The 22,889-nt window shown below is 73.5% G+C and carries 23 protein-coding genes; 8 read left to right on the top strand and 15 right to left on the bottom strand.

Annotation, left to right across the window (positions count from 1 at the left end; all coding sequences use genetic code 11):
* Positions 1-25 precede the first annotated feature (25 nt).
* Complete coding sequence (locus tag ACLQ2R_RS26070) at positions 26-442, top strand: pyridoxamine 5'-phosphate oxidase family protein (RefSeq protein ID WP_425963335.1); 417 nt, start codon at positions 26-28, stop codon at positions 440-442.
* A 123-nt stretch (positions 443-565) separates the two neighbouring features.
* Here ACLQ2R_RS26070 and ACLQ2R_RS26065 read toward each other — a convergent pair whose 3' ends face one another.
* Positions 566-1,552 carry an Acg family FMN-binding oxidoreductase gene (locus ACLQ2R_RS26065; RefSeq protein ID WP_425963218.1) on the bottom strand — a complete coding sequence of 329 codons (987 nt, stop codon included), beginning with the start codon at positions 1,550-1,552 and terminating at the stop codon, positions 566-568.
* Positions 1,552-1,701 (bottom strand): hypothetical protein, encoded by a 150-nt coding sequence (locus ACLQ2R_RS26060; RefSeq protein ID WP_425963217.1) that lies wholly within the window; start codon positions 1,699-1,701, stop codon positions 1,552-1,554. The genes ACLQ2R_RS26065 and ACLQ2R_RS26060 overlap by 1 nt, the downstream gene beginning before the upstream one ends.
* 383 nt (positions 1,702-2,084) lie before the next feature.
* Here ACLQ2R_RS26060 and ACLQ2R_RS26055 point away from each other — a divergent pair, with 383 nt between their 5' ends.
* On the top strand, positions 2,085-2,933 hold the full coding sequence (locus ACLQ2R_RS26055) for a universal stress protein (protein WP_425963215.1): 849 nt from the start codon (positions 2,085-2,087) through the stop codon (positions 2,931-2,933).
* A gap of 232 nt (positions 2,934-3,165) precedes the next feature.
* On the opposite strand, the gene ACLQ2R_RS26050 is transcribed toward ACLQ2R_RS26055, so the two are convergent.
* Complete coding sequence (locus ACLQ2R_RS26050) at positions 3,166-4,134, bottom strand: helix-turn-helix domain-containing protein (RefSeq protein ID WP_425963213.1); 969 nt, start codon at positions 4,132-4,134, stop codon at positions 3,166-3,168.
* 202 nt (positions 4,135-4,336) lie between these two features.
* On the opposite strand from ACLQ2R_RS26050, the gene ACLQ2R_RS26045 reads away from it, so the two are divergent.
* The 3 genes from ACLQ2R_RS26045 (at position 4,337) to ACLQ2R_RS26035 (ending at position 7,650) form a co-directional block, all read left to right on the top strand.
* Positions 4,337-5,293, top strand: coding sequence for a proline dehydrogenase family protein (locus ACLQ2R_RS26045; RefSeq protein WP_425963212.1), 957 nt, complete (start codon positions 4,337-4,339; stop codon positions 5,291-5,293).
* 196 nt (positions 5,294-5,489) lie between these two features.
* Positions 5,490-6,872 carry a hypothetical protein gene (locus ACLQ2R_RS26040; RefSeq protein ID WP_425963211.1) on the top strand — a complete coding sequence of 461 codons (1,383 nt, stop codon included), beginning with the start codon at positions 5,490-5,492 and terminating at the stop codon, positions 6,870-6,872.
* Between the two features lie 79 nt (positions 6,873-6,951).
* Entirely contained in the window at positions 6,952-7,650 is a 699-nt protein-coding gene (locus ACLQ2R_RS26035; RefSeq protein WP_425963210.1) for a (2Fe-2S)-binding protein, read from the top strand.
* Positions 7,651-7,676: 26 nt separating this feature from the next.
* Here ACLQ2R_RS26035 and ACLQ2R_RS26030 read toward each other — a convergent pair whose 3' ends face one another.
* The 8 genes from ACLQ2R_RS26030 to ACLQ2R_RS25995 all read right to left on the bottom strand — a co-directional run bounded on the left by ACLQ2R_RS26030 (position 7,677) and on the right by ACLQ2R_RS25995 (position 15,229).
* Positions 7,677-8,339 carry a response regulator gene (locus ACLQ2R_RS26030; protein WP_425963209.1) on the bottom strand — a complete coding sequence of 221 codons (663 nt, stop codon included), beginning with the start codon at positions 8,337-8,339 and terminating at the stop codon, positions 7,677-7,679.
* A 99-nt stretch (positions 8,340-8,438) separates the two neighbouring features.
* Positions 8,439-9,647, bottom strand: coding sequence for a sensor histidine kinase (locus tag ACLQ2R_RS26025; protein ID WP_425963208.1), 1,209 nt, complete (start codon positions 9,645-9,647; stop codon positions 8,439-8,441).
* Positions 9,648-9,664: 17 nt separating this feature from the next.
* The gene (locus ACLQ2R_RS26020) at positions 9,665-10,681 is read right to left on the bottom strand and encodes a DUF418 domain-containing protein (RefSeq protein WP_425963206.1); all 1,017 of its coding nucleotides are present in this window, start codon (positions 10,679-10,681) and stop codon (positions 9,665-9,667) included.
* Between the two features lie 388 nt (positions 10,682-11,069).
* Positions 11,070-11,492, bottom strand: a complete 423-nt coding sequence (locus ACLQ2R_RS26015) for a type II toxin-antitoxin system VapC family toxin (protein WP_425963205.1) — start codon at positions 11,490-11,492, stop codon at positions 11,070-11,072.
* Positions 11,492-11,743: a type II toxin-antitoxin system Phd/YefM family antitoxin gene (locus ACLQ2R_RS26010; protein ID WP_425963204.1), complete on the bottom strand. Its 252-nt coding sequence runs from the start codon at positions 11,741-11,743 to the stop codon at positions 11,492-11,494. The genes ACLQ2R_RS26015 and ACLQ2R_RS26010 overlap by 1 nt, the downstream gene beginning before the upstream one ends.
* 82 nt (positions 11,744-11,825) lie before the next feature.
* The gene (bla, locus tag ACLQ2R_RS26005) at positions 11,826-12,824 is read right to left on the bottom strand and encodes a class A beta-lactamase (protein ID WP_425963203.1); all 999 of its coding nucleotides are present in this window, start codon (positions 12,822-12,824) and stop codon (positions 11,826-11,828) included.
* Positions 12,825-13,131: 307 nt separating this feature from the next.
* Entirely contained in the window at positions 13,132-14,163 is a 1,032-nt protein-coding gene (locus tag ACLQ2R_RS26000; protein ID WP_425963202.1) for an aldo/keto reductase, read from the bottom strand.
* A 262-nt stretch (positions 14,164-14,425) separates the two neighbouring features.
* Complete coding sequence (locus tag ACLQ2R_RS25995) at positions 14,426-15,229, bottom strand: alpha/beta fold hydrolase (RefSeq protein WP_425963201.1); 804 nt, start codon at positions 15,227-15,229, stop codon at positions 14,426-14,428.
* Between the two features lie 115 nt (positions 15,230-15,344).
* Here ACLQ2R_RS25995 and ACLQ2R_RS25990 point away from each other — a divergent pair, with 115 nt between their 5' ends.
* Together ACLQ2R_RS25990 and ACLQ2R_RS25985 are read left to right on the top strand one after the other, a co-directional pair.
* The gene (locus tag ACLQ2R_RS25990) at positions 15,345-15,926 is read left to right on the top strand and encodes a TetR/AcrR family transcriptional regulator (RefSeq protein ID WP_425963200.1); all 582 of its coding nucleotides are present in this window, start codon (positions 15,345-15,347) and stop codon (positions 15,924-15,926) included.
* Positions 15,927-16,237: 311 nt separating this feature from the next.
* Positions 16,238-17,743 carry a glycosyl hydrolase gene (locus ACLQ2R_RS25985; protein ID WP_425963199.1) on the top strand — a complete coding sequence of 502 codons (1,506 nt, stop codon included), beginning with the start codon at positions 16,238-16,240 and terminating at the stop codon, positions 17,741-17,743.
* A 116-nt stretch (positions 17,744-17,859) separates the two neighbouring features.
* Here ACLQ2R_RS25985 and ACLQ2R_RS25980 read toward each other — a convergent pair whose 3' ends face one another.
* The 4 genes from ACLQ2R_RS25980 to ACLQ2R_RS25965 are packed head-to-tail and all read right to left on the bottom strand — an operon-like array spanning position 17,860 to position 22,071.
* Positions 17,860-18,510, bottom strand: a complete 651-nt coding sequence (locus ACLQ2R_RS25980; protein ID WP_425963198.1) for an isochorismatase family protein — start codon at positions 18,508-18,510, stop codon at positions 17,860-17,862.
* Between the two features lie 2 nt (positions 18,511-18,512).
* Positions 18,513-20,108 (bottom strand): (2,3-dihydroxybenzoyl)adenylate synthase, encoded by a 1,596-nt coding sequence (locus ACLQ2R_RS25975; protein WP_425963197.1) that lies wholly within the window; start codon positions 20,106-20,108, stop codon positions 18,513-18,515.
* Positions 20,109-20,167: 59 nt separating this feature from the next.
* Positions 20,168-21,307, bottom strand: a complete 1,140-nt coding sequence (locus tag ACLQ2R_RS25970) for an isochorismate synthase (RefSeq protein WP_425963196.1) — start codon at positions 21,305-21,307, stop codon at positions 20,168-20,170.
* A gap of 32 nt (positions 21,308-21,339) precedes the next feature.
* Positions 21,340-22,071, bottom strand: a complete 732-nt coding sequence (locus ACLQ2R_RS25965; RefSeq protein WP_425963195.1) for a 2,3-dihydro-2,3-dihydroxybenzoate dehydrogenase — start codon at positions 22,069-22,071, stop codon at positions 21,340-21,342.
* A gap of 580 nt (positions 22,072-22,651) precedes the next feature.
* Between ACLQ2R_RS25965 and ACLQ2R_RS25960 the strand changes: the two genes are divergently transcribed.
* Positions 22,652-22,888 carry a phosphopantetheine-binding protein gene (locus tag ACLQ2R_RS25960; RefSeq protein ID WP_386240560.1) on the top strand — a complete coding sequence of 79 codons (237 nt, stop codon included), beginning with the start codon at positions 22,652-22,654 and terminating at the stop codon, positions 22,886-22,888.
* Position 22,889: the final 1 nt, after the last annotated feature.

Below are 22,889 nucleotides of genomic sequence, written 5' to 3'. Positions count from 1 at the left end.
GGGGGCGCGAGGCAGCCTGGAGGGCATGAGGCTCGACTCGGCAGGTCTGCAGATCCTTTCCCGGCAGGAATGCCTGGCGCTTCTGGGGTCGGTCCCGATCGGGCGCATCGTGTTCACCGATCGCGCCCTGCCCGCGGTGCAGCCGGTCAACTTCGCCCTGGACGCCGAGCGGGTGGTGATCCGTACCGCGCTCGGCTCCAAGCTGGCCGTGGCGGCACGGGACGCGATCGTGGCGTTCGAGGCCGACGCGTTCGCCCCCGTGACGCGTACCGGGTGGTCGGTGACGGTGGTCGGGCCCGCGCGGGCGGTGTGCGAACCCGAGGAGATCGAGTACCTGGCCGGGCTCCCGCTGCACACCTGGGCGGCGGGAGGCCGGGACCACTACATCGTGGTGGGGACCGAGCACATCACCGGCCGCCGCCTGTCCTCGGTGGAGGTCTGACAGGGGTCACGGACCAGGGCCGCGGAACAGGGCCGCAGAACAGGGGCGCGGACCAGGGCTGCCGGGTGGGAACTTCGGGGAGCGTGCCGGGAGCCGGACGCCCCCGGCCGGCACGCCCGTCGGTCAGCGTTCGTCGAGGATGTCGCCGACGGGGCGCCGGACGGCCGAGGGGCGGTCGAACGTGACGCCCAACCTCATGATCATCTGTGGGTGGCGTCCGGCGCAGAGCTCCTCGCCCAGGAACGCGCGCAGGTGGGGGTTCTCCAGGGCCTGGGTGTGGAAGGCCGCGCTGACGCCGTGGGCGCAGGCGTGCAGCAGGAGACGCTGCAGGGCCTGCCCGGCGGCGACCTGGTCGGCGCGCAGGTCACCGGCGGTGGTGAGGACCGCGACCACGCCCGTCGAGGCGGAGAGGGACTGGTCGTCGTCCCCGCCCCAGGGATGACCGTGGGCATAGTCGCGCTGGGCGAAGTGCGGCCGGGTGGTCCGGGGCTCGCGGGGATACCCCGTGGCGGGTACGCCGTCGGTGCGGGCGCCGCCCGGGGGACGGGCCCAGCGGGCCACCTCCAGGTCGGCGGGCCGGTCGCGCGACAGGGCGTCCTGGGCGGCGCCGGTGATCTGGGCCAGGATGCGGGTCTCGGTCCCGGAGGTCACCGGGTGCAGGTGCGCCCCCTCGCTCGCGGCGCGGGCGACGAGGGCCCGCAGGAGCCGGTCGGGGACGGGAAGATCGGTGAAACCGGCCCGGTGGGTGCGCCGGCGTTCGATCTCGGCGTACAGCGACCGGGTGTCGTCGTCGGCGGCCACGGCCCGTCCGGCGCGCACGGTGGCCACCAGGGCGGGCCGGTCGGGGTCGGGCAGGACGCGCACCACGGGCTCGTGGCCCAGGGCGCGCAGCGCGAGACGGACGTTGAGCAGGGCCGCTCCGCAGCCGATCAGCATCTGCCGGCCGGTGGCGTCGCCCAGGCGCAGCCTGCGCTCGTCGTCGGCGCGCAGCGCGAGTTCGGGGCCGTCGACGACGAACGACCAGGGCTGGGTGTTGTGCACCGACGGTGCCCACCTGCCGGCCTCGACCGCCGCCCGCAGCACCGAGGCGATCTCCGGGGAGGTCTCCATCACGCCTCCCCGGCGGCGCGGGTCACGGCGACCGGGTGCCGGACGTGGTGCCGGACGTGGCGCCGGACGCCGTGACCGGCCGGGCCGGGCACGGCCGCCCCGCCCACCGGGACCGAGCCGTCCGTTCCCACCATCGCGTACGCCGTCATGCGGGCCTCCTCGACGTGTCCGATCCTCGGTTCGCCCCCATACGACCACGGCCCGGCGATCCCCGCAGCGGCCGAAGGACCCTCTCACCCGGGACTTCGGTCCCACGGACCCGGCGGCCCGTTCGGTCGCGTGCGGCGGGGTCTTCCCACGCGGGGCCGCCGGTCGCGTGCGGCGGGGTCTCCGGCGCGGAGGACGGCCGCGGGCGGGGACCTCGTACGGCCCGTTCGGTCGCGTGCGGCGGGTCTCCTTGCGCGGAGGGACGAAAGGCCCTGTCCTGAGGCGGTGAGGTCGGGACCTGCGACCCTGGGGGCCGGGCCCCCGGCCGAGGTCCGATGGTGGGGAAGGGTCCGAGGGACCCTCCGGGACAGGAAGGGGAACGGCCATGTCCGGTCCGATCATCGTCGGAACCGACGGCTCCGCCGGTGCGACCGCAGCCGTCGAGTGGGCCGCCGACGACGCCGCCCGCACGGGTCTGCCGCTGCGCGTCGTCACCGCGGTGCTGCGCCGCCCGTACGACATCCCCAGGTCCATCGTCCTGGAGGAGGACGTGATCACCAGGGACGCCCGCCGGGTGCTGGCCGAGGCCGAGGCCACGGCGCGCGCCCGGCGCCCCCTCGTCGAGGTGAGCACCGCCCTGATCGAGGGAGCGGCCTCGCTGGTCCTGCGCGACCAGGGGCAGGGGGCCGAGGAGGTCGTCATCGGCACCCGGGGGCTCGGCGGCTTCGCCGCGGCCCTCCTCGGCTCGGTGAGCATGCACGTCGCCGGGCACGCGCACTGCCCGGTCGTGGTGGTCCGTCCGGTCACCGGGCCGGCGCGCGACGAGATCACGGTCGGCGTCGACGACTCCGACGCCTGCGAACCCGCCCTCGCCTACGCCTTCCACCAGGCGGGTCTGCGCGGCGCCACACTGCGCGCGGTCCACGCCTGGCAGCTTCCGGTGCACGCCTTCGCCCCGGAGGTCGCCTACGCCATGGACGACATCCGCGCCGCCCAGTACGCGGTCGTGGCCGACCGGCTCGCCGCCTGGCGGCGGAAGTACCCCGGGGTGGATCTCGTCGAGGACGTCCGCTGCGCGCACCCCGTCGACGCGCTCGTCGAGGCGTCCCAGGGCGGCGACCTGGTCGTCGTCGGCTCCCACGGCCGCGGTGGCCTGGGCTCGCTGCTGCTGGGATCGGTCTCCCGGGGCGTCCTGCACCACGCCCGCTGCACCGTGGCGGTCGTGCGCTCGTAGAAGACCGGGGGGCGGAGGCCGCGCGGTTCGCCGGGGGCCGCGTGCTCGTGGGGGACGCGGCCCCCGGCCTGAGGGGGACGGGCTCGTGGGACGTCGCCTGCCTGAGGGGGACGGGCTCGTGGGACGTCGCCTGCCTGAGGGGGACGGGCTCGTGGGACGTCGCCTGCCGGAGGGGGGACAGGCTTGCGGGACGTCGCCTGCCGCTGGGCGGGCAGGCTCATGGGAGTGCCGCCTACCGCCGGGACCGGTCGTCCGCCAGGCCGCGGAAGGCGCGCCGGTACCCATGGGGCGTGGTTCCCACGCGCCGGGCGAAATGGTGGCGCAGCGTGGCGACCGAGCCGAACCCGGCCCGTTCGGCCACGATGGTGATCGGCTCGTCGGTGTTCTCCAGGCGGTGCTGGGCCAGCAGGACGCGCTGGCCGGTGAGCCACTGGAGCGGTGTGGTCCCGATCTCCTCGTGGAAGCGGCGGGCGAACGTGCGCGGGGACATGCCGGCGCGGCGGGCCATGCCGTCCACGGTCAGCTCCTCGTGGAGGTTGGCCTCCAGCCAGACGAGCAGCGGCGCCAGGTGGCCGGTGCCGGGCGTGATGTCCGGGCGTTTGACGTACTGGCTCTGGCCGCCGTCGCGGTAGGGCGGGGCCACCATCCGCCGGGCGATGTCGCTCGCGACGGCGCTGCCCTGTTCCTTGCGCACCAGGTGCAGGCAGGTGTCGATCCCGGCCGCGGTGCCGGCCCCGGTGATGACCGGGTCCTCGTCGACGTAGAGGACGTCCGTCTCGACGCGGGCACGCGGGTAGCGGCGGGCGAGCTCGTCGCCGTAGCGCCAGTGGGTGGTGCAGCGGCGGCCGTCCAGCAGCCCGGCCTCGCCGAGCAGGAAGGCGCCGGAGCAGATGCTGAGCACGCGCGCCCCGCGCCGTACCGCCGCCCGGAGTGCCTCGTACAGCTCCTCGGGGTGGCGTACGTCCGGATCGGAGGCCGGGACGCCGATGAGGTCGGCCGACTCCAGCCGCTCCAGCCCGTGCGGGGTCTCGACGTGGAAGCCGTGCCTGGTCCGCACCCTTCCTCCCGTGGCCGAGACGACGGCGAAGTCGTAGCCCGGCAGGCCGTCGTCACCGCGGTCCATGCCGAAGACCTCGCAGAACACCCCGAGCTCGAACGCGTGCCCGCCGTCGAGCGCCAGAACGGCGACGTCGCTCAGCATGGGGATCCTCCTGGCGGGTGGAAGCAGGTTTTACAAGCCTCAGTGGCAGTAATTTCACTATATTAGGCATTCCTGCCACTTTTTGATGAGGGAGAGGGCTGGAAGGCTGGAGGTGGCCGTCCGGCCCGCCGACGGATCGGCGCGGTCCCGCTCCTGCGGCTTTCCCCCCTCTCCCTCCCCACCTGCGACAGCTAGGCGTACGATGACGATCAACCACCTCACCGGCACCGACGACGCCTCCGCGCGGGCGGCCCAGGTCCTGCGCACGCTCGCGCTGGACGAGGACCTCAAGTGGCGCGTCCCCGCCGACCCGGTGCTCGGCCCCATCGCCCGGCGGGTGGCCCGGCGCTTCGTGGCCGGCGACGACCTCGAGGACGCCCTGGGCCGCGTGGCGGAGATCATCGCGAGCGGCCACCGCGCGAACGCCGAGTACATGGGGGAGAGCTGCCGCGACCCCGAGCGGGCCCGCGCCGAGACGGACGTGTTCGTCGACGCCGCCCACCGCCTCCCGCGGGGCTGCTCGGTCTCCCTCGACCTCTCGCACATCGGCCTGGCGATCGACCGGGAACTCGCCCTGGAGAACGCCGTCCGCATCGCCCGGGCCACCGCCGCCACCGGCCGGGAGATGGTCGTCTCCGCCGAGGGCTCCGACCGCACCGACGCGGTCCTGGCGGTGCACCGCGCACTGTGCGAGCACTTCGACCACGTCGGGATCACCGTCCAGGCGAGGCTGCACCGCACCGGCGACGACCTGGAGGCGCTCCTGACCCTGCCGGGCCGGATCCGCCTGGTCAAGGGGGCCTTCCTGGAACCGGAGGACGTCGCCTACGCCCGCGAGGACGCCGCGCTCCCCGCCGCCTACCTGCGCCACGCCGAGACGCTGGCCGACTCCGGGCACGTGTGCTCGTTCGCGACCCACGACCGGGACCTGATCGACCGTATCGACCACCACCTCGGCGGGAAGGGCCACGAGAGCGCGCCGTGGGAGTTCGAGACCCTGCTGGGCCTCGGGCCCGACCGTCTCGCCGCGATGGCCGAGCGCGGCCACCCCACCCGCGAGTACGTCGTCTTCGGCACCGAATGGTGGCTGTACGTGTGCAACCGCCTGGCCGAGGACCCCCGGCGCCTGTTCCAGGCTCTCGCCGACGCCGCCGCCTGAGGTCCCCGCCACCGGGACGGCGGGTCACGTGCCGAGCCCGCGCGGCGACGGCCGCGCCGGCCGGGGACGCCCCGCTCGCGCGGCGACGGCGGCGTCCAGGCCCCCGCCGAGCGTCCGTCCCTCTCGGGTGCCTGTCCCTCTCGGGTGTCCGTCCCGGTGACCGTGGCACCGGGCCGATGCCCCTACAGTTGCTGTCGTGGATCGAGTCGAGGTCGCGGTACGCAGGCCGCAGGGTCCGGATGAGCGGCTCCGCGTGGGAGCGGTGCTCTCGCGCACCGGAACCCTCGCCAGGGTCCGGTGGAACGACGACGACGTGGTGGAGGAGAACGTACGGCTCGGCGGTGAGAACCTCCTGGCCGTCGTCGGCACCCGGCGGCACCAGTTCCTGATGGACCTGCCCTCCCTCATCGAGCGCTTCACGGCCGATCCCGTCACCGTGGTCCTGGACCTCCTTCGCGAGAGCCCGAAGGGACTCAAGGCGCCGGCGATCAAGGAGCTGCTCGTCGAGCTGGGCCTGGACCCGGCGATCGTCGACCGGACGTGGCGGAGCCTGCAGGCGAGACTGGCCAGGCACGACGACGTGCAGATCAAGGCGAACACCTACCGGTGGAAGCGGCCGGACCGGACCAGGGACGCGGTCGCCCCCTCGTCGGCTCCCGCCTCCCCGGAGCCTTCGGCACCGGACGTTTCCCCGCAGGCTCCGGCTCCCGAGGCGGCCGGTTCCCCGGCTCCCGAAGTGATCGGCTCTCCGGCTCCCGAGGCGGCCGGTTCCCCGGCTCCCACATCGGTTCCCGCGCCCTTCCAGGCGGCTTCCGCGGTCTCCGAACCGGCCCCCGAGCCCTCCCGGGCGGCTTCCGCGGTTCCCGAAACGGTCCTTGACGCTCCCCGCGAGGCTTCCGCGGTTCCCGAGGCGACGTCGTCGGGAACCTCCTCCACGGGCCCCGCGATCCCGCAGGCTTCCGCGGTCGCGAGGGCTTCCGCGGCCGCGGTGAGCGAGGTGCCGGAGAAGGCGGACGTGTCGAGGACGGCCGCGCCGAGCCGCGAGAACGACCCCGCCGATAAGAAGGCCGATCGGAAGGCCGACAAGAAGGCCGGTCGGAAGAACGCTCCGAAGGGCGACGAGGCGGCCGGCCCGTCCGTTCCGGTCGGCCGGTCCGGTCCGTCCGAGGCGGCGGAGGAGCGGGTCCAGGCGCTCGCCGAACGGTACGAGCGCCTGGAACGTGATCTGCGGACCGCCGAGGACAGGGCGACCGGCCTGCGTACCGCCCAGGAACGCCGGATCCGGCTCGACGGCGTCCGCGCGCTCGCCGATCTCGCGGCCGAGACCGAGGAGATGGTGACCGCCGGAGCGACCCCGGAGACCGTGGTGGGACGGGTACGGGACCTCGCGGCGCTGCAGGCCCTGCGTCCCATCGGCACCGCGGGCGAGGAGACGGGCTTCGACCCGGCGGCCCACGAACCCCTGATCGGCACGCTCGAACCGGGAACGCCCGTCCGTGTCGTCCGCCCCGGATACCACTGGGTCACCTCCGAGGAGACCCTCCTGCACAGGGCGCTGGTCGAACGATCACACGCGTGACCGAGATGGCCGCCACCGGGTCGTGCCGGCCGCACGGAGCGGCGTCACCCCTGCCGCGCGGACCGGTATGACCCCGTTCATGGCACCACCGCGTCCCGCCCCGCCGGAATCGGTCGCCGCGGCCCTGGCCGAGGTCGCCGAGCTGGGACCGTTCTTCTCCGTGGCGACCGGTGAGCCCGGCGCGGTGTGGCGGCCCGTCGAGGACGCCTACGCCGACGGTCTCGCGCACCTGGTCGCGGCCTTCACGAACCGCCACGGCCTGTCGGAACGGCGCGTGGCCGCCTCGGTGGTCCAGCTCGGCCACGCGTCGAGGCTGTGGTCGCCGGTGCTGGGCTGTGCCGTGCTGCACGGCGTCGTCCCCGACCTCGGCGGCCTCCGGCAGCGGGCGGACGCCTCCGCCCTGTGGCTGCCGGAGGCCCGGGGCTGGTGGGCACCCCGGGGTGAGGCCCTCGCGCGGATGGTCTACCGGCTGGTGATGGAGGAACAGCTGGCGGTCCTGGCCGCCGGGCTGCGGGTCAAGGTGGCGCCCGGACTCCTGCGGGGGAACGCGGCGTCGGCCCTGGCCGGGGCGGCCCATGCCGTCGCGCGGGCCCGTCCCGGGTCACGCCGGGCGGTGATCTCCCTGGCCGCCGGGCTGCTCGACATCGGCGACCTGCGCGGCACCGGCACCTTCACCGGGCCCGGCCTGAAGTTCCGGCGGCGGAGCTGCTGCCTGTACTACCGCGTCCCCGACGGTGGGACGTGCGGGGACTGCTGCCTGACCGAGCGGCACCCGTGAGGCCCGCCGGCCGGTGACGGCGGGCCTCACGAGCCAGGTTCGACGACCCCGTGCTCGTACGCGTAGATGATCGCCTGGACGCGGTCCCGGCAACCGATCTTGGCCAGCAGGTTGGCCACGTGGGTCTTGACGGTGGACACGCTCACCGTCAGGGCCCGGGCGATCTCCCCGTTGGACAGGCCCCGGGCGACGAGCACGAGAGTGTCGTGCTCGCGGCCCGTCAGAGCGGGCAGGGGCTTCAGCGGGCGGGGCCGCTTCGAGGTGCGGGCGAACTCGGCGATGAGGCGACGGGTGACGCCGGGGGCCACGAGGCCCTGGCCCGAGGCGACCACCCGGACCGCGTCCACGAGCTGGTCGGGTTCGACGTCCTTGAGCAGGAAACCGTGCGCGCCGCCGCGCAGGGCGGCGAAGACGTACTCGTCGAGGTCGAACGTCGTCACGACGAGGACGGAGATCGGGTCCTCCACGCCCGGGCCGGCGAGCTGCTCGGTCGCGGCTATGCCGTCGAGGACGGGCATGCGCACGTCCATGAGGACCAGGTCGGGCCGGATGCTCCTGGCCAAGCGGACCGCCTCCTGGCCGTCGCACGCCTCGCCGACGATCCGCAGGTCGGGCTCGGACTCCAGGATGGTGCGGAAACCGGCCCGGACCACGGCCTGGTCGTCGGCGATCAGAATGGTGACGGTCATGGGCGACCGCCCGCGAAGACGTTCACGGGTGGCGGCCCGGGAAGACGGTCACCGGCGGCTCCGGGGAAGGCGGTCACGGGCGGTCCTCGGGAAGGGCGGTCATGGGCGGCTCACGGGAAAGGAGGCACTGACGAGCCAGCCGCCGTCGGGCTGGGGGCCGACGCTGAGTTCACCGCCCGCGTGGTTCACCCGCTCGCGCATGCCGAGCAGGCCGTAGCCGCCGTCCGAGGCCGGGGGGAGAGGCGTGCGGGTGGGCCTGGTGTTGCGTACCGTCACCGCGAAGCCGGTGTCGTCGAACGCCGTCCTCACGCTGATCGCGGCGCCGGGAGCGTGACGGCGGGCGTTGGTCAGCGCCTCGCGCACGAGACGCGAGACGGCGAGGTCGGTGGTGACGGGCAACGGGCGTGGCCGGCCCGAGGCGTGGACCTTGACGCTCATACCGGTGGCGCGGGAACGGCGGACGGTCTCCTCCACGCGCGCCAGGACGGGCGCCCGGCCGTCGACGGATTCGGGGTCGGTCTCCCGCATGAGCCCCACCAGGGCGCGCAGCGCGGCGAGAGTGTCGCGGCCCTGGGATCTGATCGCGCGCAGCGTCGCCCTGACCGCGGCCGGATCACGATCGAGGAGGCGGTCGGCGGCACCCGCCTGGATGACGATCGCCGACAGGTCGTGCGCGGCGATGTCGTGCAGCTCCCTGGCGATCCTGGCCCGCTCCTCGGCGACGGCGGTCCTGGCCCGCTCCTCGCGCTCGTGGACGATGCGCGCGGCCTCCCTGGCCGCGGCGGCCCGGGTGGCCTGGACGTAGAAACCGGCGGTGGCGGGGAGGAAGTACGCGGCGGCGACGGCGGCCACCATGCCGGGCACGTCACCCGCGAGCACGCCCCAGAAGGTGAGCAGGCCGCCGTGGTCCCCGCCGGAGGACGTGCCGAGCAGGCCGCCGAGGGTGTGGACGGCCGCGCAGGCGGCGATCACGAGGGGCCCCCTGGACAGGGGGAGACGGCTGGCGACGGTGTAGGAGCAGACCACGACGCCGAGGCCGATCAGGGCGGGACGGGTGGGCAGCAGGATGCTCACCAGCGGGATCGCGGTGGCGGCGACGAGCGCGAGGACGGCGTGCCGGCGCCGGACGGCGACGGTGGCCAGGTCGGCGGTGGCCAGGAGGAAGCCGACGCCCACCGCCCAGACGGGTAACCCGTCCAGCAGGTCCCCGTGGACGACGGGCAGCAGCCGGGCCGAGCTGAGGGCGATGAGGACCCCGGCGGCCAGCGCGTCACGCCCCCCGGGCGTGCGGACACCGAGCCGCGCCATTCCCCTGCTCCACGCGCTCATCCCGTTCCGCGAGCCTTTCCGGCGTTCGCGGCGCCGCCGATCGGCAGCAGCCGCCAGTACGTCACGCACCGCCAGGCCCACTCCAGCGGGCCGTAGCCGAACCTTCGCAACCACAGGTTGCTGACGACGGCCTGGAGGACCAGTATGCCGATCCCCAGAAGCGCCGTGGCCGCCCAGCGCTTGGAACCGGTCAGGCCGATGGCGGTGCCGATCGGGACGAACAGCAGCGCGGCGCCGAAGTAGTTGGTCAGCGCCATCCTGCCCATCGGAGCGAGCACCCAGGACAGTGCCGGGCCCACCGGCGTGCGGAGCAGCAGAAGGAAAACGGCGACGTAGCAGGACGCGGTCGCCAGCGACAGGGTCATCCCGAGCCGGATCTGCGCCGCGTCGGGCATTCCCCGGCCGACGAGCCAGAACGTCAGCCCGCAGACGGCCAGTGCCACCACGCCCAGGACGGCCAGACCGCCGGGACGGTCGCCGAGGGCTTCGGGCACCCGCATCTCGGCCAGCGCGAAGCCGAGCGCGAACAGGCCCGGCAGCAGACCCAGGCCGCCCACCCCGGCGAGAACCCCCACCACGATCAGGACCAGGGCCACGGCGAGCAGCGCGCGGCGGGGGAGATAACTGAGGGGCAGCAGGACGAGCAGACCGGTGATCGCGAACGGCAGCAGCACCTCACCGGGTTGCAGCAGGTGCAGGACGGCACCCAGCACGGCCAGGGCGATGAAGCGCCTCAGCAGGAGCAGCCTGGGTCTGTCCGAGCGCTTGGCGGCGGAACGCAGGAAGATGCCGAATCCCACGCCGAACAGCAGGTAGAAGATGGGATAGAAGCGGCCGAGGAAGAACAGGCGCAGCACGTCGGGTAACTGGCCGGCGTAGGCGAACATCCCCAGGGTCTGGGGGATGTTGACGAAGATGATGCCGCACAGCGCGAAGCCGCGTAGCGCGTCGAGTGCGGAGATCCGCTTGGTCGGCGAGGCGGAGGTCTGGGGGAGTGTCGAGGAGTCGGACATCCTGTCATGCTCGCCGTGAGCGGGGGGCCGGCGCTTCGGGACGGCGGCCATTTCTCTCTCGTTCCCGAGGTGGAGGAGACCTCGGTCGCAGGGCCCACATCACGGCGGGCCACCTGGCACGTCCCACCCGGCGAAGTCCTCGGGCGTCCGTCCGCCGCGGACCCCTTCCAGCCCCTGGGAGACCGGCCCGCAGGCCGGTCCGATGGCTACACCCCCCTACCGCGAACACCCGTGCGACCACTCCTGCGTGCTCGGTGCGAGCCCACTCAGACTGCCGCTGACCCCGGGCGGGGGTTTCCGCGAGGCGGGCGGCCCCACGTGCTTTCCGCCCGGCGCCGAACACCGCTGTGGCAGGCGTGATCGATCGCCGGGCCGTCGCGTCTTTTCGTCAATGCGGCAACTCGAAGGGGTTGACCACGGACACACCCGTCCCTTCGAAATCCTTGACGTTCCTGCTGACCAGGGTCCATCCGTTCACCCTGGCCGTCGCGGCGATCAGGCCGTCCGCCGTGGGAAGGGGGCGGACGGCGTTCAGCCGGCCCCACTCCTCCGCGATGTCGGAGGTGACGGGAACGATGCGGTCGCTGAACTGCCGGTGAAGTCCGTGGAGCCAGCGCTCCAGAACCGCCGCTTGTACGGGGTCGCTGTGTCGGCGGCGCTCGACCCCGCAGCGGATCTCACCGACCGTCAGGCTGCTGAGGTAGAGCGTGGGTCCGTGAGCCTCGCCTATCCAGTCCCTGACGTTCGGGCTCCCGTTTCGCCTGCGCACTTCGGAGACCACATTCGTGTCGAGCAGATAACCGATGCCCATCAGTCGAAATTCACCTCTCGGGGAAGGTCGCGGTTCCTCTGGAACTCGATGTCGTCGTCCCAGTCGGGGACGGCGAGAAGAAACCGCCCGAAGTCGGGAGCCTCCCCTTTGAGACGGCGATACTCGGCGATGTCGATGACCACGGCCACCTCCTCTCCGTGCCGGGTGACCACCTGGGGGCCCTCGCTCATCGCCCGCCTGACGACCTCACTGAAGCGTTGCTTCGCCTCCTGAACCTGCCACTCGCCCATGAGACCTCCTGTCCAGTCTGTCTAGACCCAGGATAGACCAGTACAAGATCACAGGCGGTTTCCACGGCGCCCGGTCGTGACCTCAGAGCCTGCCGAGGCCGCGGGCCAGGACGGTCGCGGTCTCCGCGACGATCGCGTTGTCGACCGGGGCGTCGGCGGCGCCGCGGTCGGTGTAGATCGCCATGACGACGGGGGCGGCCGGCCCGCCGGGCCGGACGACCGCGATGTCGTTCGCGGCCCCGTACGCCGAACTCGTGCCGGTCTTGTCGCCGACCCTCCACGTCTTCGGCAGGCCCGCGCGGATGCGGGCGGCGCCGGTCGTGCTCGCGGTCAGCCAGGCGTTCAGCCGCTCCCGGTCCCTGGCGTCCAGGGCGTTCCCGACCGTGAGGGCGCGCAGGTCACGGCCCATGGACGCGGGCGTCGTGGTGTCACGCCGTTCCCCGGGGCTCCAGTCGTTGAGCTCGGTCTCCCACCGGTCCAGCCGGGAGATCGGGTCCTTCAACGCGCGGAAGTACCGGGTCAGGCCGGCGGGGCCGCCGATCCGCCTCAGCAGCAGGTTGCCCGCGGTGTTGTCGCTGTGGGTGACGGCCGCCTCGCACAGTCCGGCCACGGTCATCCCGTCCTTCACGTGCTCTGCGGTGATCGGGGAGTTCTCCTTCAGATCGGCCGTCGTCCAGCGCACGACCTTTTTCATCAGCCCGGGGTCGGAGACGCGGGCCCTGTGCAGCACGGCCGCGGCGGCGACCGCCTTGAAGGTGGACAGCAGCGGGAAACGTTCCCCCGACCGGTAGGAGACGGTCCTGCCGGTCGCGGTGTCGACGGCGTACGCGCCGATGCGGCCCTTGAAGGAGGCCTCCAGCGCGCGCAGTTCCCTCCTGGCCCGGGCCTCACCCGGCGCCGGGTTCGCCGTCGCCGTCGCCGTCGTCGACGGTGTCGTCGTCGTCGCCGTCGCCTTCGAGGTCGCCTGTGTGGGTACGACCGGGGCCGTGCCCGCACAGGCGACGCCGCCCGCCAGGAGGGAGATCGTCAGGGCGGTCGCGCGCGACGCCGCCGTACGGCGGCCGGGGCGGGTGCCTCGCATGTCGGTCTCCTGTCGTTCGCCGGGACGGATGGGCACGCGGCGCCGTCGGTGTGACGCCGTCGGTGTGACGCCGTCGGTGTGACATCGCCTCGACCGTAGCCGAGGGGGTCATGGCGCACGTCGCGCGCATCCTCCGCGACCGGTTGTGACACGGGTGGACGGTTCCGCCCCGGTGTGCCGGGAAAACCGGTCCTACCCGCTCTCGTTTTCCCGGGCGCGGCCCTCATGGCGTTCCACGCCTCGTCGAGGAGACCGGCGGTCCCGGGGGCCGGAACCCTTTCCCGCACGTCGAGGACGAGGCCGGGGATCAGGAGCTCCGGGGGCGTCCGGTCACCTCGGCGTCGCCGAACACCCACGGGCTCGCCTCGCACTCGGCGATGAAGTCGCCGGGGAACCCCACCTCGAACCCCGTCGCCGCCTCCAGCCGGCCGATCGCCTCCTCGGGCAGGACGAGACCGGCCGCGCCCAGGTTCTCGGTGAGCTGCCCGGCGTCGCGCGCGCCGACGATCGGGTGGACGTTGCCGTACCGGGCACGGGTCCAGGCGATCGCGACCTGGGCCGCGCCGGCCCCCAGCTCGCCGGCGACCTCCCGCACGGCGCGCGCGACGGCGTGGTCGCGGGCGGTGAGGGTCGCCGGGTCGACCCGGGTGGGCCCCCCGGGCCTCTCTGGTCCGTCGGCGCCCCCGGTCGCGGTGAACTTCCCGGACAGTACCCCGGCGGCGAGCGGACCCCAGGCGGCCACGCTCATCCCGAACGCCTCCGCCATCGGCAGCAGCTCCCGCTCGGCGTCGCGCTTGAGCAGGTTGTAGGGCACCTGCAGGCCGGCGAAGGGCGTCCAGTCCCGCCATTCCGCCAGCGTGTTGGCGCGGCTGACCAGCCAGGCCGGGGCGTCGGAGACGCCCACGTACAGGATCTTCCCGGCGCGGACCGCGTCGTCCAGCGCGCGCATCGTCTCCTCCACCGGGGTGTGCCGGTCCCACAGATGCACCCAGTACAGGTCGACGTAGTCGGTGCGCAGCCGCCGCAGGCTCTCCTCCAGCGACAGGACGAGGTTCTTGCGGTGGTTGCCGGCGGCGTTCGGGTCGCCGTGGTCACGGGAGATCGTGTACTTGGTGCAGACGACGAAACGGTCGCGGCGGCCCTCCAGGAGCTCGCCGAGGACGCTCTCGCTCTCCCCGTACGCCGACGCCGTGTCGATGACGTTGCCCCCGGCGTCCGCGTAGGCGTCGAGCATGGCGCGGTACTCCCGCGAGGCGTCCCCGCGCTCGTAGAAGGACATCGCGCCGAAGAACAGCTCGGACACGCGCAGCCCGGTCCGGCCCAGCAGTCGGTAACGCATGAAGGATCCCTTTCCGATATCGGAGCCAGGACCGGGGCGGGGACGAGGCACTCCGGCGCCTACGCCGCCCCCACCGGTGAGCGCTCGCGGACGAGAGCGTGCCAGATCGGACGGCGCGGAGGGAGGCCCGCGCCGGTACCGGCCCCGGCAGGGCCACGATCGTCGCGTGCCCTCCGGGTACGGCGCCGGCGGGATCGCGATCCCGCGGGCCGCATCGTGGCGGTATGACCGGGAGGGCGGGGCGTCCGGTGCAGGGACGGTGTCACCTGGGCGTGAGGTCGCCGGTCCCGAGATGGGTCAGGAACTCGTCGACCGCCGAGGCGAAGCCGTCCGGGTCGCCGGCGTACACGAAGTGGTCGGTGTCCAGTTCGACCATGCGGGTGCCGGGACGGCGGTCGACCATGGCCCGCGCCTGGTCGGCGGGGATGACGCCACGGGTGGGACGGATCAGCAGGGCGGGGCAGGTGCCGGCCAGCCAGTCGTCCCAGTGGTCACCGTGGACGAGGTCCTCGGAGTCGACGATGTCCCGGGGATGGAAGGGCAGGGACCAGGTGCCGTCGGGGCGCTCACGCGGGAGGTGTCCGAAGAAGGAGGCCATCGGGCCCATGCCGTCGACGAGTTCCTGGCGGGTGGGGGCCTCGTAGGGCAGGTCCAGGACGAAGGCCAGGGGGTTGTGGCCGTCGAGACCGAGGCACGCGGGGGCGTCGGCGTTGACGAGGGCGCTCACCCGGGCGGGGTGGCGGGCGGCGAGCTGGTAGGCGTTGACACCGCCGAGCGAATGCCCGAGGACGACGACCCGGTCGAGTCCCAGATGGTCCAGGAGGGCCACGGCGTCGGCGACGTACCCCTCCCGGGAGTAGTCGGCGGCGCGGTCGGAACGGCCGTGCCCTCGCTGGTCGAGGGCGATCAGGCGCCATCCGGGGGACAGGGCGGCGGCCAGGCCGGTGAAACTCGCGGCCTCCGACATGTGGCCGTGCAGGGCCAGCAGGGGGCGGCCGGTGCCGCCGAAGTCCAGGTAGGACAGCCGGCGGCCGTCGACGGTGAATGCGGCCCGGGTGGCGGTCATGGTGTCTCCGTTCGTTCGATGGGATGACCATAGGGATTTTTGGGCATATGCGCAATGCGATTGCCTAATGCGAATGCATAAGACGTTCGCATGACGCCTCCACTACGATCCGTGCATGGGAAATCGCGAGGACCTGCTCGCCGGCGCCCGTCGTTGCCTGGAGGAGAGGGGGTGGGCGCGGACCACGGTCCGTGACATCGCCGCGGCCTCCGGGGGGGTCAGCATGGCGGCCATCGGCTATCACTTCGGGTCGCGGGAGGCCCTGCTGAACGCGGCGCTCATCGAGGCGATCGACGAGTGGGGCTCGGAGACCGGGCGCACCCTGGCCGACCCCGCCGAGGGAGCCTCCGGCGGGCGGTACGAGGCCATGTGGGCGAGGGTCGTCGAGTCGTTCGGCACCCACCGGAAGCTGTGGATCGCCACGGTCGAGGCGCTGCTCCAGGCCGAGCACTCGGACGAGCTGCGCCGGTACCTGGCCGGGGCCCAGGACGAGGGCCGGCGCGGCCTGGCGGCGATCCTGCTGGGCGTCGAGGAGGATGCGGTCGCGGACGACTCCGTACGGTCACTGGGAGCGGTGCAGCTGGCCCTGCTCTCGGGGGTGATGGTGCAGTGGCTCACCGACCCCGAGCGGGCCCCGAAGGCGTCCGAGGTGGTGGCGGGACTGCGGGCCGTCGCCGCCGTCGCCGACCGGCACTGATCTCCGGATCCTTCGCGCCCCGGGCCTGACTGCGCGTATTCTCTGATCTACAATGTAAAGTACAGTGCTTTTCGAACAACGAGGGACCGAAAGGCGGACCACTCCCGGCCGGGCGCCTTCACGATGTGGACTCACCGCCCGGGCGAGCCCTCCGGGTTCCGGGGTTTTCGTTGTCCTCGTGCCCCGCGCCCGTCTCCTGTACGGGAACGCGTTCGCCCGGCCGCCGAATCCGGCCGGGGAGGCGTGCCCGAGCCGGCCGGACACGCACGGATGTCCGGCCTCGACTCCCCGTACGAAGGGCCTTCATCCGTATGATCACGACTGTTCAGCGCAGTACTGCCGCGGGTCGCGGAACCGGCCGCCGGATGCGCCGGGCCGCGCTCGCCGGTGTCCTCGCCGCCGTTCTGGGCGCGTCCGTGACGGGCGCCGCCCTGCCGGCGGGCGCGGCGGAGACCCCCGTGTCGCAGGGCCGCGCGGCCCTGGCCTCCTCGTCCGAGCGGGGTGACCTGTCCGCCGCCGCCGCGGTCGACGGCAGGAGCGACACCCGCTGGTCCAGCAGGTTCGAGGACCCCCAGTGGCTGCAGGTGGACCTGGGCCGGCCCACCGCGATCAGGAAGATCGTGCTGAACTGGGAGCACGCCCACGCCACCGCGTTCCGGATCCAGACCTCCACCGGCGGCGGGCGGTGGACGACGATCCACCGCGAGACCGCGGGCAGGGGCGGCGTGCGGACCCTCGACGTGTCGGCCACCGGCCGTTACGTGCGGCTCCACGCCACGGCGCGATCCAGCCGGTACGGCGTCTCGCTCTGGGAGTTCCAGGTCTTCGGCAAGGGGACGGCCGCTCCCACCCCGGGCGCCACCCCGACCGCCACGAAGCCGGGCACCGTCCCGACCCGGAAGCCCACCTCCGGCCCGAGCGCCACCCCGACCAGGACGCCCGGAGGGCCGAGCGCGACCCCGACCCGGAAGCCCACCTCCGGCCCGAGCGCCACCCCGACCAGGACGCCGACCTCCCGCCCGAGCACCCCGACCACCCCGACCACCCCGGCCACCCCGATTCCTGAGGTCCCCGCGGAGACCTCCGCCAAGAAGGGAGTGGGTGTCTGGCAGGCACCCGGTGTCAGCGCGGCCCTCGCCGCCTCCGGCGCGAGCTGGTACTACACGTGGGCGCCGCACCACGACGGTGTCACCACCCCCAGGTCGGCGGAGTTCGTCCCGATGATCTGGGGGGCGGCGAGCGTCACCGACGAGAACCTGGCCCGGGCGAAGGCCGCCGGCCCGTACCTGCTCGGCTTCAACGAGCCCGATCTGGCCGAGCAGTCGAACATGAGCGTGGAGAAGGCGCTGTCACTGTGGCCGAGGCTGACCGCGACCGGCCAGAAGGTCGGCAGCCCCGCCGTCGCCTACGGTGGCGCCACCCCTGGCGGCTGGCTGGACCGGTTCATGACCGGGGCGTCCCAGAAGGGGCACCGCGTCGACTTCGTCACCCTGCACTGGTACGGCGGTGACTTCCGCACCGAGGCCGCGGTGGGGCAGCTCAGGTCCTACCTCCAGGCGGTGCACGAGCGCTACCGCAAGCCGATCTGGCTGACCGAGTTCGCCCTGATCGACTTCTCCGGCGGGGTCCGCTTCCCCACCGACGCCCAGCAGGCCGCCTTCGTCACGGCCTCCACCGGGATGCTGGCCTCCCTGCCGTACGTGCAGCGCTACGCCTGGTTCGGCCTGCCCTCCTCCGACACCGAGCCGGGCAGCGGCCTGTTCCGGAGCAACGGCGCCGCCACCGCGGCGGGCCGCGCCTTCCAGGCGGCCGGCTGACCCCCGGCCCCCTCTCCCCTCCCTCCGGCGCCCGGCGGCTCCGGAGGGGGGCGGCTCCGCCCGGCCGGCCGCTCGCGCCGCCGGGGGGCTCGCCTGAGCGGGGAGGGGCGGCCCGGTCAGCGGCTCGCGTGGCTCGCGCCGGTGGCCGCGAGCTCGTCGAGCAGGCGGTGGGTGGGCATGACCACCGCGCACCGCTCCGCCGCGTAGCTCAGGGCCATCCGGTGGTAGTCGGCGGAGAAGTCGGCGACCGCGTCGGAGACCAGGAAGGTCTGGATGTCGCTCATGAACGCCTCGCACGCCGTCATCAGGCACCCGATGTGCGCGTAGATCCCGCAGATGATGAGCTGGTCGCGTCCGGACTCGCGCATGATCGTCAGCAGTTCGGTGCGCTGGAAGGCGCTGTAGCGCCACTTGGTCAGCAGCACGTCCGCCGGAGCGGGGGCCAGCTCGTCCACGATGGCCTGGCTGTGGCCGTCGCCGCCGATGCCGGCGCCCCAGAAGTCCTTCAGCAGGCCGCGCCGGCCCGGGTCCTGCGCGCCGGGCTGCGCGGAGAACACCACCGGGACGCCGGTGGCGCGCAGCAGGCCGATGTTGGTCATCAGCTCGTTCAGCGGCTCCCGCCGGGGGGTGAAGGCGTTGACGAAGTGGTTCTGCATGTCGTGGACGAGCAGCAGCGCGCGCCGGGGGTCCGGACGCCAGTCGACGCGGTTGTCGGGCAGGTCGCCGGGACCGGGCATCGGGTAGGGGGCGATGGCGGGGAGGGACATGGTCAGAGCCCTTCTGCGGGGGAGGGGAGGGACCGGAGCCCGGCCTTGCTGATCTTCCCGACGGCCGTGGTCGGCAGCGCGTCCACGATCTCGACCCGGTCGGGGATCTTGTACGCGGCCAGGCCGCGTTGCCGCAGGAACGCCTTGAGCGTCCCGGCGGTGGGCCGCTCGCCCCGGGGGACCACGTAGGCGCAGGTGCGCTCGCCGAGGTAGGGATCGGGGACGGCGACCACGGACACGTCGTGCACGCCGGGGTGGGCCAGCAGGTGGTTCTCGACCTCCGCGGCGGCGATCTTCTCCCCGCCGCGGTTGATCTGGTCCTTGGCGCGGCCCTCGACGACCAGGTGACCGGTGGGCGTGCGCCGTACCAGGTCGCCGGTGCGGTAGAAGCCGTCGGCGGTGAAGGCCGTCTTGTCGTGGTCGGCGTTGCGGTAGTAGCCGCGGATCGTGTACGGGCCGCGGGTGAGCAGGTGGCCGGTCTCCCCCTCGGCGACCGGACGGTCGTCGTCGTCGACGATGAGGATCTCGTCGTCGGGGGAGATGGGAAGCCCCTGGGTGGTGACGATCGTCTCCTCGTCGTCGTCGGTCCGCGTGTAGTTGACCAGGCCCTCGGCCATGCCGAAGACCTGCTGCAGGGTGCAGCCCAGGGCCGGCCGGACGCGCCGGGCGACCTCCTCGCCGAGCTTGGCGCCGCCGACCTGGAGCAGTTGGAGACTGGACAGGTCGCACGGGGTACGGGCCGCGGCCTCCAGCCAGACCAGCGCGAGCGGGGGCACCAGGCCGGTGATCGTGACCCCCTCGGCCTCGATCAGCGGGAAGGCCACGTCGGGCGTCGGCTGCGGGGCGAGCACGGAACGCCCCCCGGCGTACAGGGTGCCGAACACGCCCGGGGAGCTCATCGGGAAGTTGTGGGCGCACGGCAGCGCGCACAGGTAGACGCTGTCGGGGGTCAGCTCGCAGATCTCCGCGCTGCCCCGCAGGCTGTAGATGTAGTCGTCGTGGGTGCGGGGGATCAGCTTGGGCACCCCGGTGCTGCCGCCGGAGAGCTGCAGGAAGGCCACGTCGCCGGGGGCGGGCTCCGGCAGGCTCACCGGCGTGCGGCGCAGCGCGTCCAGGGCCAGGTACGGCCCCGGGTCGCCGTCGACGATCACGTTCGGGAACCCGGCGGCCAGCTCGCGGTGGTCGAAGCCGGCGTGCACGTCCGGCACGACCAGCGCCACGGCGTCGGTGAGGTTGCGGAAGGCGCCGATCTCGGCGGAGCGGTGGGCGGGCAGCGCGAAGACGGGCAGCGCGCCGATCCGGAACAGCGCGAAGCACACCTCGTAGAAGGTGAGCCGGTTGGGGAGCTGGACCACGACGCGGTCGCCGCGGCCGACGCCGATGCCCGCCAGGCCCGCGGCCAGCCGGTCGGCCCGTTCGTCGAGCTCCCGGTAGCTCCAGCGCTCGGCCCCCTCCACCAGGGCGATCCGCTCGCCGTGCTCGGCGGCCCGGTCGCGCAGCAGCGCGCCGAAGGTCTCGCCGCGCCAGTACCCGGCCGCCCGGTAGCGGGCGGCGTACTCCGGCGGGTAGGGGACGAACGCGTCGTTCGGGTCGCTCATGGCGTCCTCCGGTGCGGATCGGGAGAGGTCGGGGGAGGGGAGGCCGGTCACGGGGCCGGTCACAGGGCCGGGTCGAGTCCGAGGGCCAGCAGCAGGGTCCGGAACTTGGCGGAGGTCTCGGCCAGCTCGTCCGCGGGCCGCGAGCCGGCGACGATGCCGCCCCCCGCGAACAGCCGCAGCCGGTCGGTGCCCACCTCGGCGCAGCGGATCGTCACCGCCCACTCCCCGTCGCCGGAGGCGTCCGACCAGCCGACCATGCCGCTGTAGAAGCCCCGGTCGAAGGGTTCGAGGTCGGCGATGACCTTCTTGGCGGTGTCGGCCGGGGTGCCGCAGACGGCCGGGGTGGGGTGCAGGGCGACGGCCAGGTCCAGGGCGCTGGTGCGCTCGTCGCCGAGGCGTCCGGTGATCCTGGTGGACAGGTGCCACATGGTGGCGGTGCAGATCAGCGAGGGCTGGGTCGGCACGCTCAGCCCCCTGCAGTACGGCCGCAGGGCGTCGGTGACGGCCCGGACGACGACGGCGTGCTCGTGCTGGTCCTTGGCCGAGCACAGCAGCGCGGCGGCGCGGCGGCGGTCCTCGTCCGGGTCGGGGTGGCGGGCGGCGGAACCGGCCATCGGGTTGGTGGTGACCGTGGAGCCGGAGCGGGCGACGAGGAGTTCGGGACTGGCGCCGACCAGGGTGCGCGCCCCGGGCAGCGGGACGGCGAAGGTGTGGCCGTTGGGGTCGCGGGCGGCGAGGCCGCGCAGCATCGCGCCGACGTCGGCCGGGCCGCCCCCGGTCAGCTCCAGCGTCCTGGCCAGCACGACCTTGTCCAGCTCGCCGTCCTCCAGCAGCCGCAGGGCCCGCTCCACGGCGCGCAGGTGGCCCTCGGGGGAGGGGACCGGCGTGATCGTCCAGTCGCCGCCGGACGGCTCCGGGGAGGAGGGGCGGCCGAACAGGAACGGGTCGGCCCAGCGGGTGCGTTCGGGGACGACCAGGTGGGCCGAGGCGGGGTCGTCGAACGGCAGGGCGCCCACCACGAACTCACCGGCCTCGCGGACCCGGCCGGCGAGGAGTTCCAGCGTCGCGGCCGGGGCGACGGCGCGGGATCGCCCCGAGGCGAGCAGCGTGTGCTGGGGGGAGGAGAACAGGAAGGAGGAACCGGGGCGGTACTCGCGCAGGAGCTCGGTGGCGGTGACCGCCTCGTATGCGATCGTCAAGGCTGACCTCGTATGAGAAGGGAAGGCGGTCGTCAGGCCCGTAGCGTGGCGCCGCCGTCGACGTACAGGTCCTGCATGGTGATGTGCCGGGCGCGGTCGGAGGCCAGGAAGAGCACGGCCTCGGCGATGTCGCCGGGGTCGGCCACCCGGCGCAGCGGTATGCCCACCCGGAAGGTGTCCGGGTCGCCGCGGAGCACCGCGTCGCGGTCCAGCCCCTGCTGCATCGCCGTGTCGGTGGAGCCGGGGGAGACCACGTTGCAGCGGATGCCGTGCGCGGCGACCTCCAGCCCCAGGCAGCGGGTGAACATCGCCGCCGCGGCCTTGGAGGCGGCGTACGCGGCCATGTCCATCCGGGGCACGCCGGCGGCGTTGGAGGCGACGGTGACGATCGTGCCCGAGCGCCGCGCGATCATCCGCCGCACCACGGCCCGGGAGACGGTGAAGACGCCGCCGGCGTTCACCGCCAGCGTGCGCTCCCAGCGGGCGTCGTCGGTGTCCACCACGGAGCCGGTGGAGAACACCCCGGCGACGTTGACCAGGACGCCGATCGGGCCGAGCTCGCGCTCGACGCTCTCCACGACGGCCTCGACCTGGGCGGGGTCGGAGACGTCGGCCCGGTAGTCCGCGCCGGGCAGCAGGTCGAGCCCGGCGACGGTGGCCCCGGCGGCGGTCAGCGCGCGGGCGACGGCGGCGCCGATCCCCCTCCCGGCTCCGGTGACCAAGGCGATCCTGCCGTTCAGATCTCGTTCGTCCGACGACGGCACGACACACCTCATTCTGATCAATTTAGGTTAGGCTCGCCTTACCATCCATGGTGCGAGGCCCCCTGTCAAGGCGCGACAAGCAATGATTTTTCACCCCAAATCGCCCACTTGACATTTCGGATGGATCAGTGGACTTTAGGTAAGCCTTACCTTAAAGATACCCCGATGACGATCACCACCGAACCCCGGCCCCTCCGGGCCAGGGCTGATCCGTCATGCCCGGAGCACGCCTGGGGACCTGCTCGCGACACGCCCTCCGGCGTGCGCCCGGCCATGTCCCCGGACGTGCCTTCGACCATGCCCGGACACACCCTCGGAGGTGCCCTCGACCGTGCCCCGGACGTGTCCCCGGCCGCGCCCCCCGGGCACGGCCGGAACGCCCCCGGGCAGGCCGCGGGACGTCCCGAGGGGGTCCGCAGGGTCCACGGGACACCGCCGAGAGAGGAAACGACGTGCCCATCCCCCCAGCGCCCCGCGAGGTGCCGGCCCGCGCCCCCCGCGGCACCGCGGCGACACCGGCCACCGGCCCCCGCGGGACCGGTGCCGTGCTCCACGCCGGCCAGGGACCGGTGAACGGCCGATGCTGACCTTCGAACACGTCCGTTCCGACGTCGCCGAGATCCTCGCCGAGCCCGCCGACGCCATCGACGACCACGACGACCTCCTCGACCGCGGCCTCGACTCGATCCGGGTGATGAGCCTGGTGGAACGCTGGCGCGCCCGCGGCGTGGAGACCACCTTCGTCGAGCTGGCCGAGAGGCCGACCCTGGCCCAGTGGTGGCAGCTGCTCAGCGCCCGCCAGGACGAGACCGGCTGAG

Origin of the sequence: Streptosporangium sp. DT93 (assembly GCF_049844535.1) — a bacterium.
In the GTDB taxonomy this organism is placed as follows: domain Bacteria; phylum Actinomycetota; class Actinomycetes; order Streptosporangiales; family Streptosporangiaceae; genus Streptosporangium.
Note: the sequence above shows the minus strand (reverse complement) of the source record. Positions and strands in the feature narration are given on the sequence as shown.

Coding starts and splice junctions, on each gene's coding strand:
- ACLQ2R_RS26020 (WP_425963206.1), bottom strand. CDS start 10,681: ATGTCCGACTCCTCGACACTCCCCCAGACCTCCGCCTCGCCGACCAAG.
- ACLQ2R_RS25995 (WP_425963201.1), bottom strand. CDS start 15,229: ATGACCGCCACCCGGGCCGCATTCACCGTCGACGGCCGCCGGCTGTCC.
- ACLQ2R_RS26065 (WP_425963218.1), bottom strand. CDS start 1,552: ATGGAGACCTCCCCGGAGATCGCCTCGGTGCTGCGGGCGGCGGTCGAG.
- ACLQ2R_RS25975 (WP_425963197.1), bottom strand. CDS start 20,108: ATGAGCGACCCGAACGACGCGTTCGTCCCCTACCCGCCGGAGTACGCC.
- ACLQ2R_RS26000 (WP_425963202.1), bottom strand. CDS start 14,163: ATGCGTTACCGACTGCTGGGCCGGACCGGGCTGCGCGTGTCCGAGCTG.
- ACLQ2R_RS26070 (WP_425963335.1), top strand. CDS start 26: ATGAGGCTCGACTCGGCAGGTCTGCAGATCCTTTCCCGGCAGGAATGC.
- ACLQ2R_RS26015 (WP_425963205.1), bottom strand. CDS start 11,492: ATGGGCATCGGTTATCTGCTCGACACGAATGTGGTCTCCGAAGTGCGC.
- ACLQ2R_RS25980 (WP_425963198.1), bottom strand. CDS start 18,510: ATGTCCCTCCCCGCCATCGCCCCCTACCCGATGCCCGGTCCCGGCGAC.
- ACLQ2R_RS25990 (WP_425963200.1), top strand. CDS start 15,345: ATGGGAAATCGCGAGGACCTGCTCGCCGGCGCCCGTCGTTGCCTGGAG.
- ACLQ2R_RS26035 (WP_425963210.1), top strand. CDS start 6,952: ATGGCACCACCGCGTCCCGCCCCGCCGGAATCGGTCGCCGCGGCCCTG.
- ACLQ2R_RS25960 (WP_386240560.1), top strand. CDS start 22,652: ATGCTGACCTTCGAACACGTCCGTTCCGACGTCGCCGAGATCCTCGCC.
- ACLQ2R_RS26050 (WP_425963213.1), bottom strand. CDS start 4,134: ATGCTGAGCGACGTCGCCGTTCTGGCGCTCGACGGCGGGCACGCGTTC.
- ACLQ2R_RS25985 (WP_425963199.1), top strand. CDS start 16,238: ATGATCACGACTGTTCAGCGCAGTACTGCCGCGGGTCGCGGAACCGGC.
- ACLQ2R_RS26030 (WP_425963209.1), bottom strand. CDS start 8,339: ATGACCGTCACCATTCTGATCGCCGACGACCAGGCCGTGGTCCGGGCC.
- ACLQ2R_RS26055 (WP_425963215.1), top strand. CDS start 2,085: ATGTCCGGTCCGATCATCGTCGGAACCGACGGCTCCGCCGGTGCGACC.
- ACLQ2R_RS26060 (WP_425963217.1), bottom strand. CDS start 1,701: ATGACGGCGTACGCGATGGTGGGAACGGACGGCTCGGTCCCGGTGGGC.
- ACLQ2R_RS26010 (WP_425963204.1), bottom strand. CDS start 11,743: ATGGGCGAGTGGCAGGTTCAGGAGGCGAAGCAACGCTTCAGTGAGGTC.
- bla (WP_425963203.1), bottom strand. CDS start 12,824: ATGCGAGGCACCCGCCCCGGCCGCCGTACGGCGGCGTCGCGCGCGACC.
- ACLQ2R_RS26045 (WP_425963212.1), top strand. CDS start 4,337: ATGACGATCAACCACCTCACCGGCACCGACGACGCCTCCGCGCGGGCG.
- ACLQ2R_RS26025 (WP_425963208.1), bottom strand. CDS start 9,647: ATGGCGCGGCTCGGTGTCCGCACGCCCGGGGGGCGTGACGCGCTGGCC.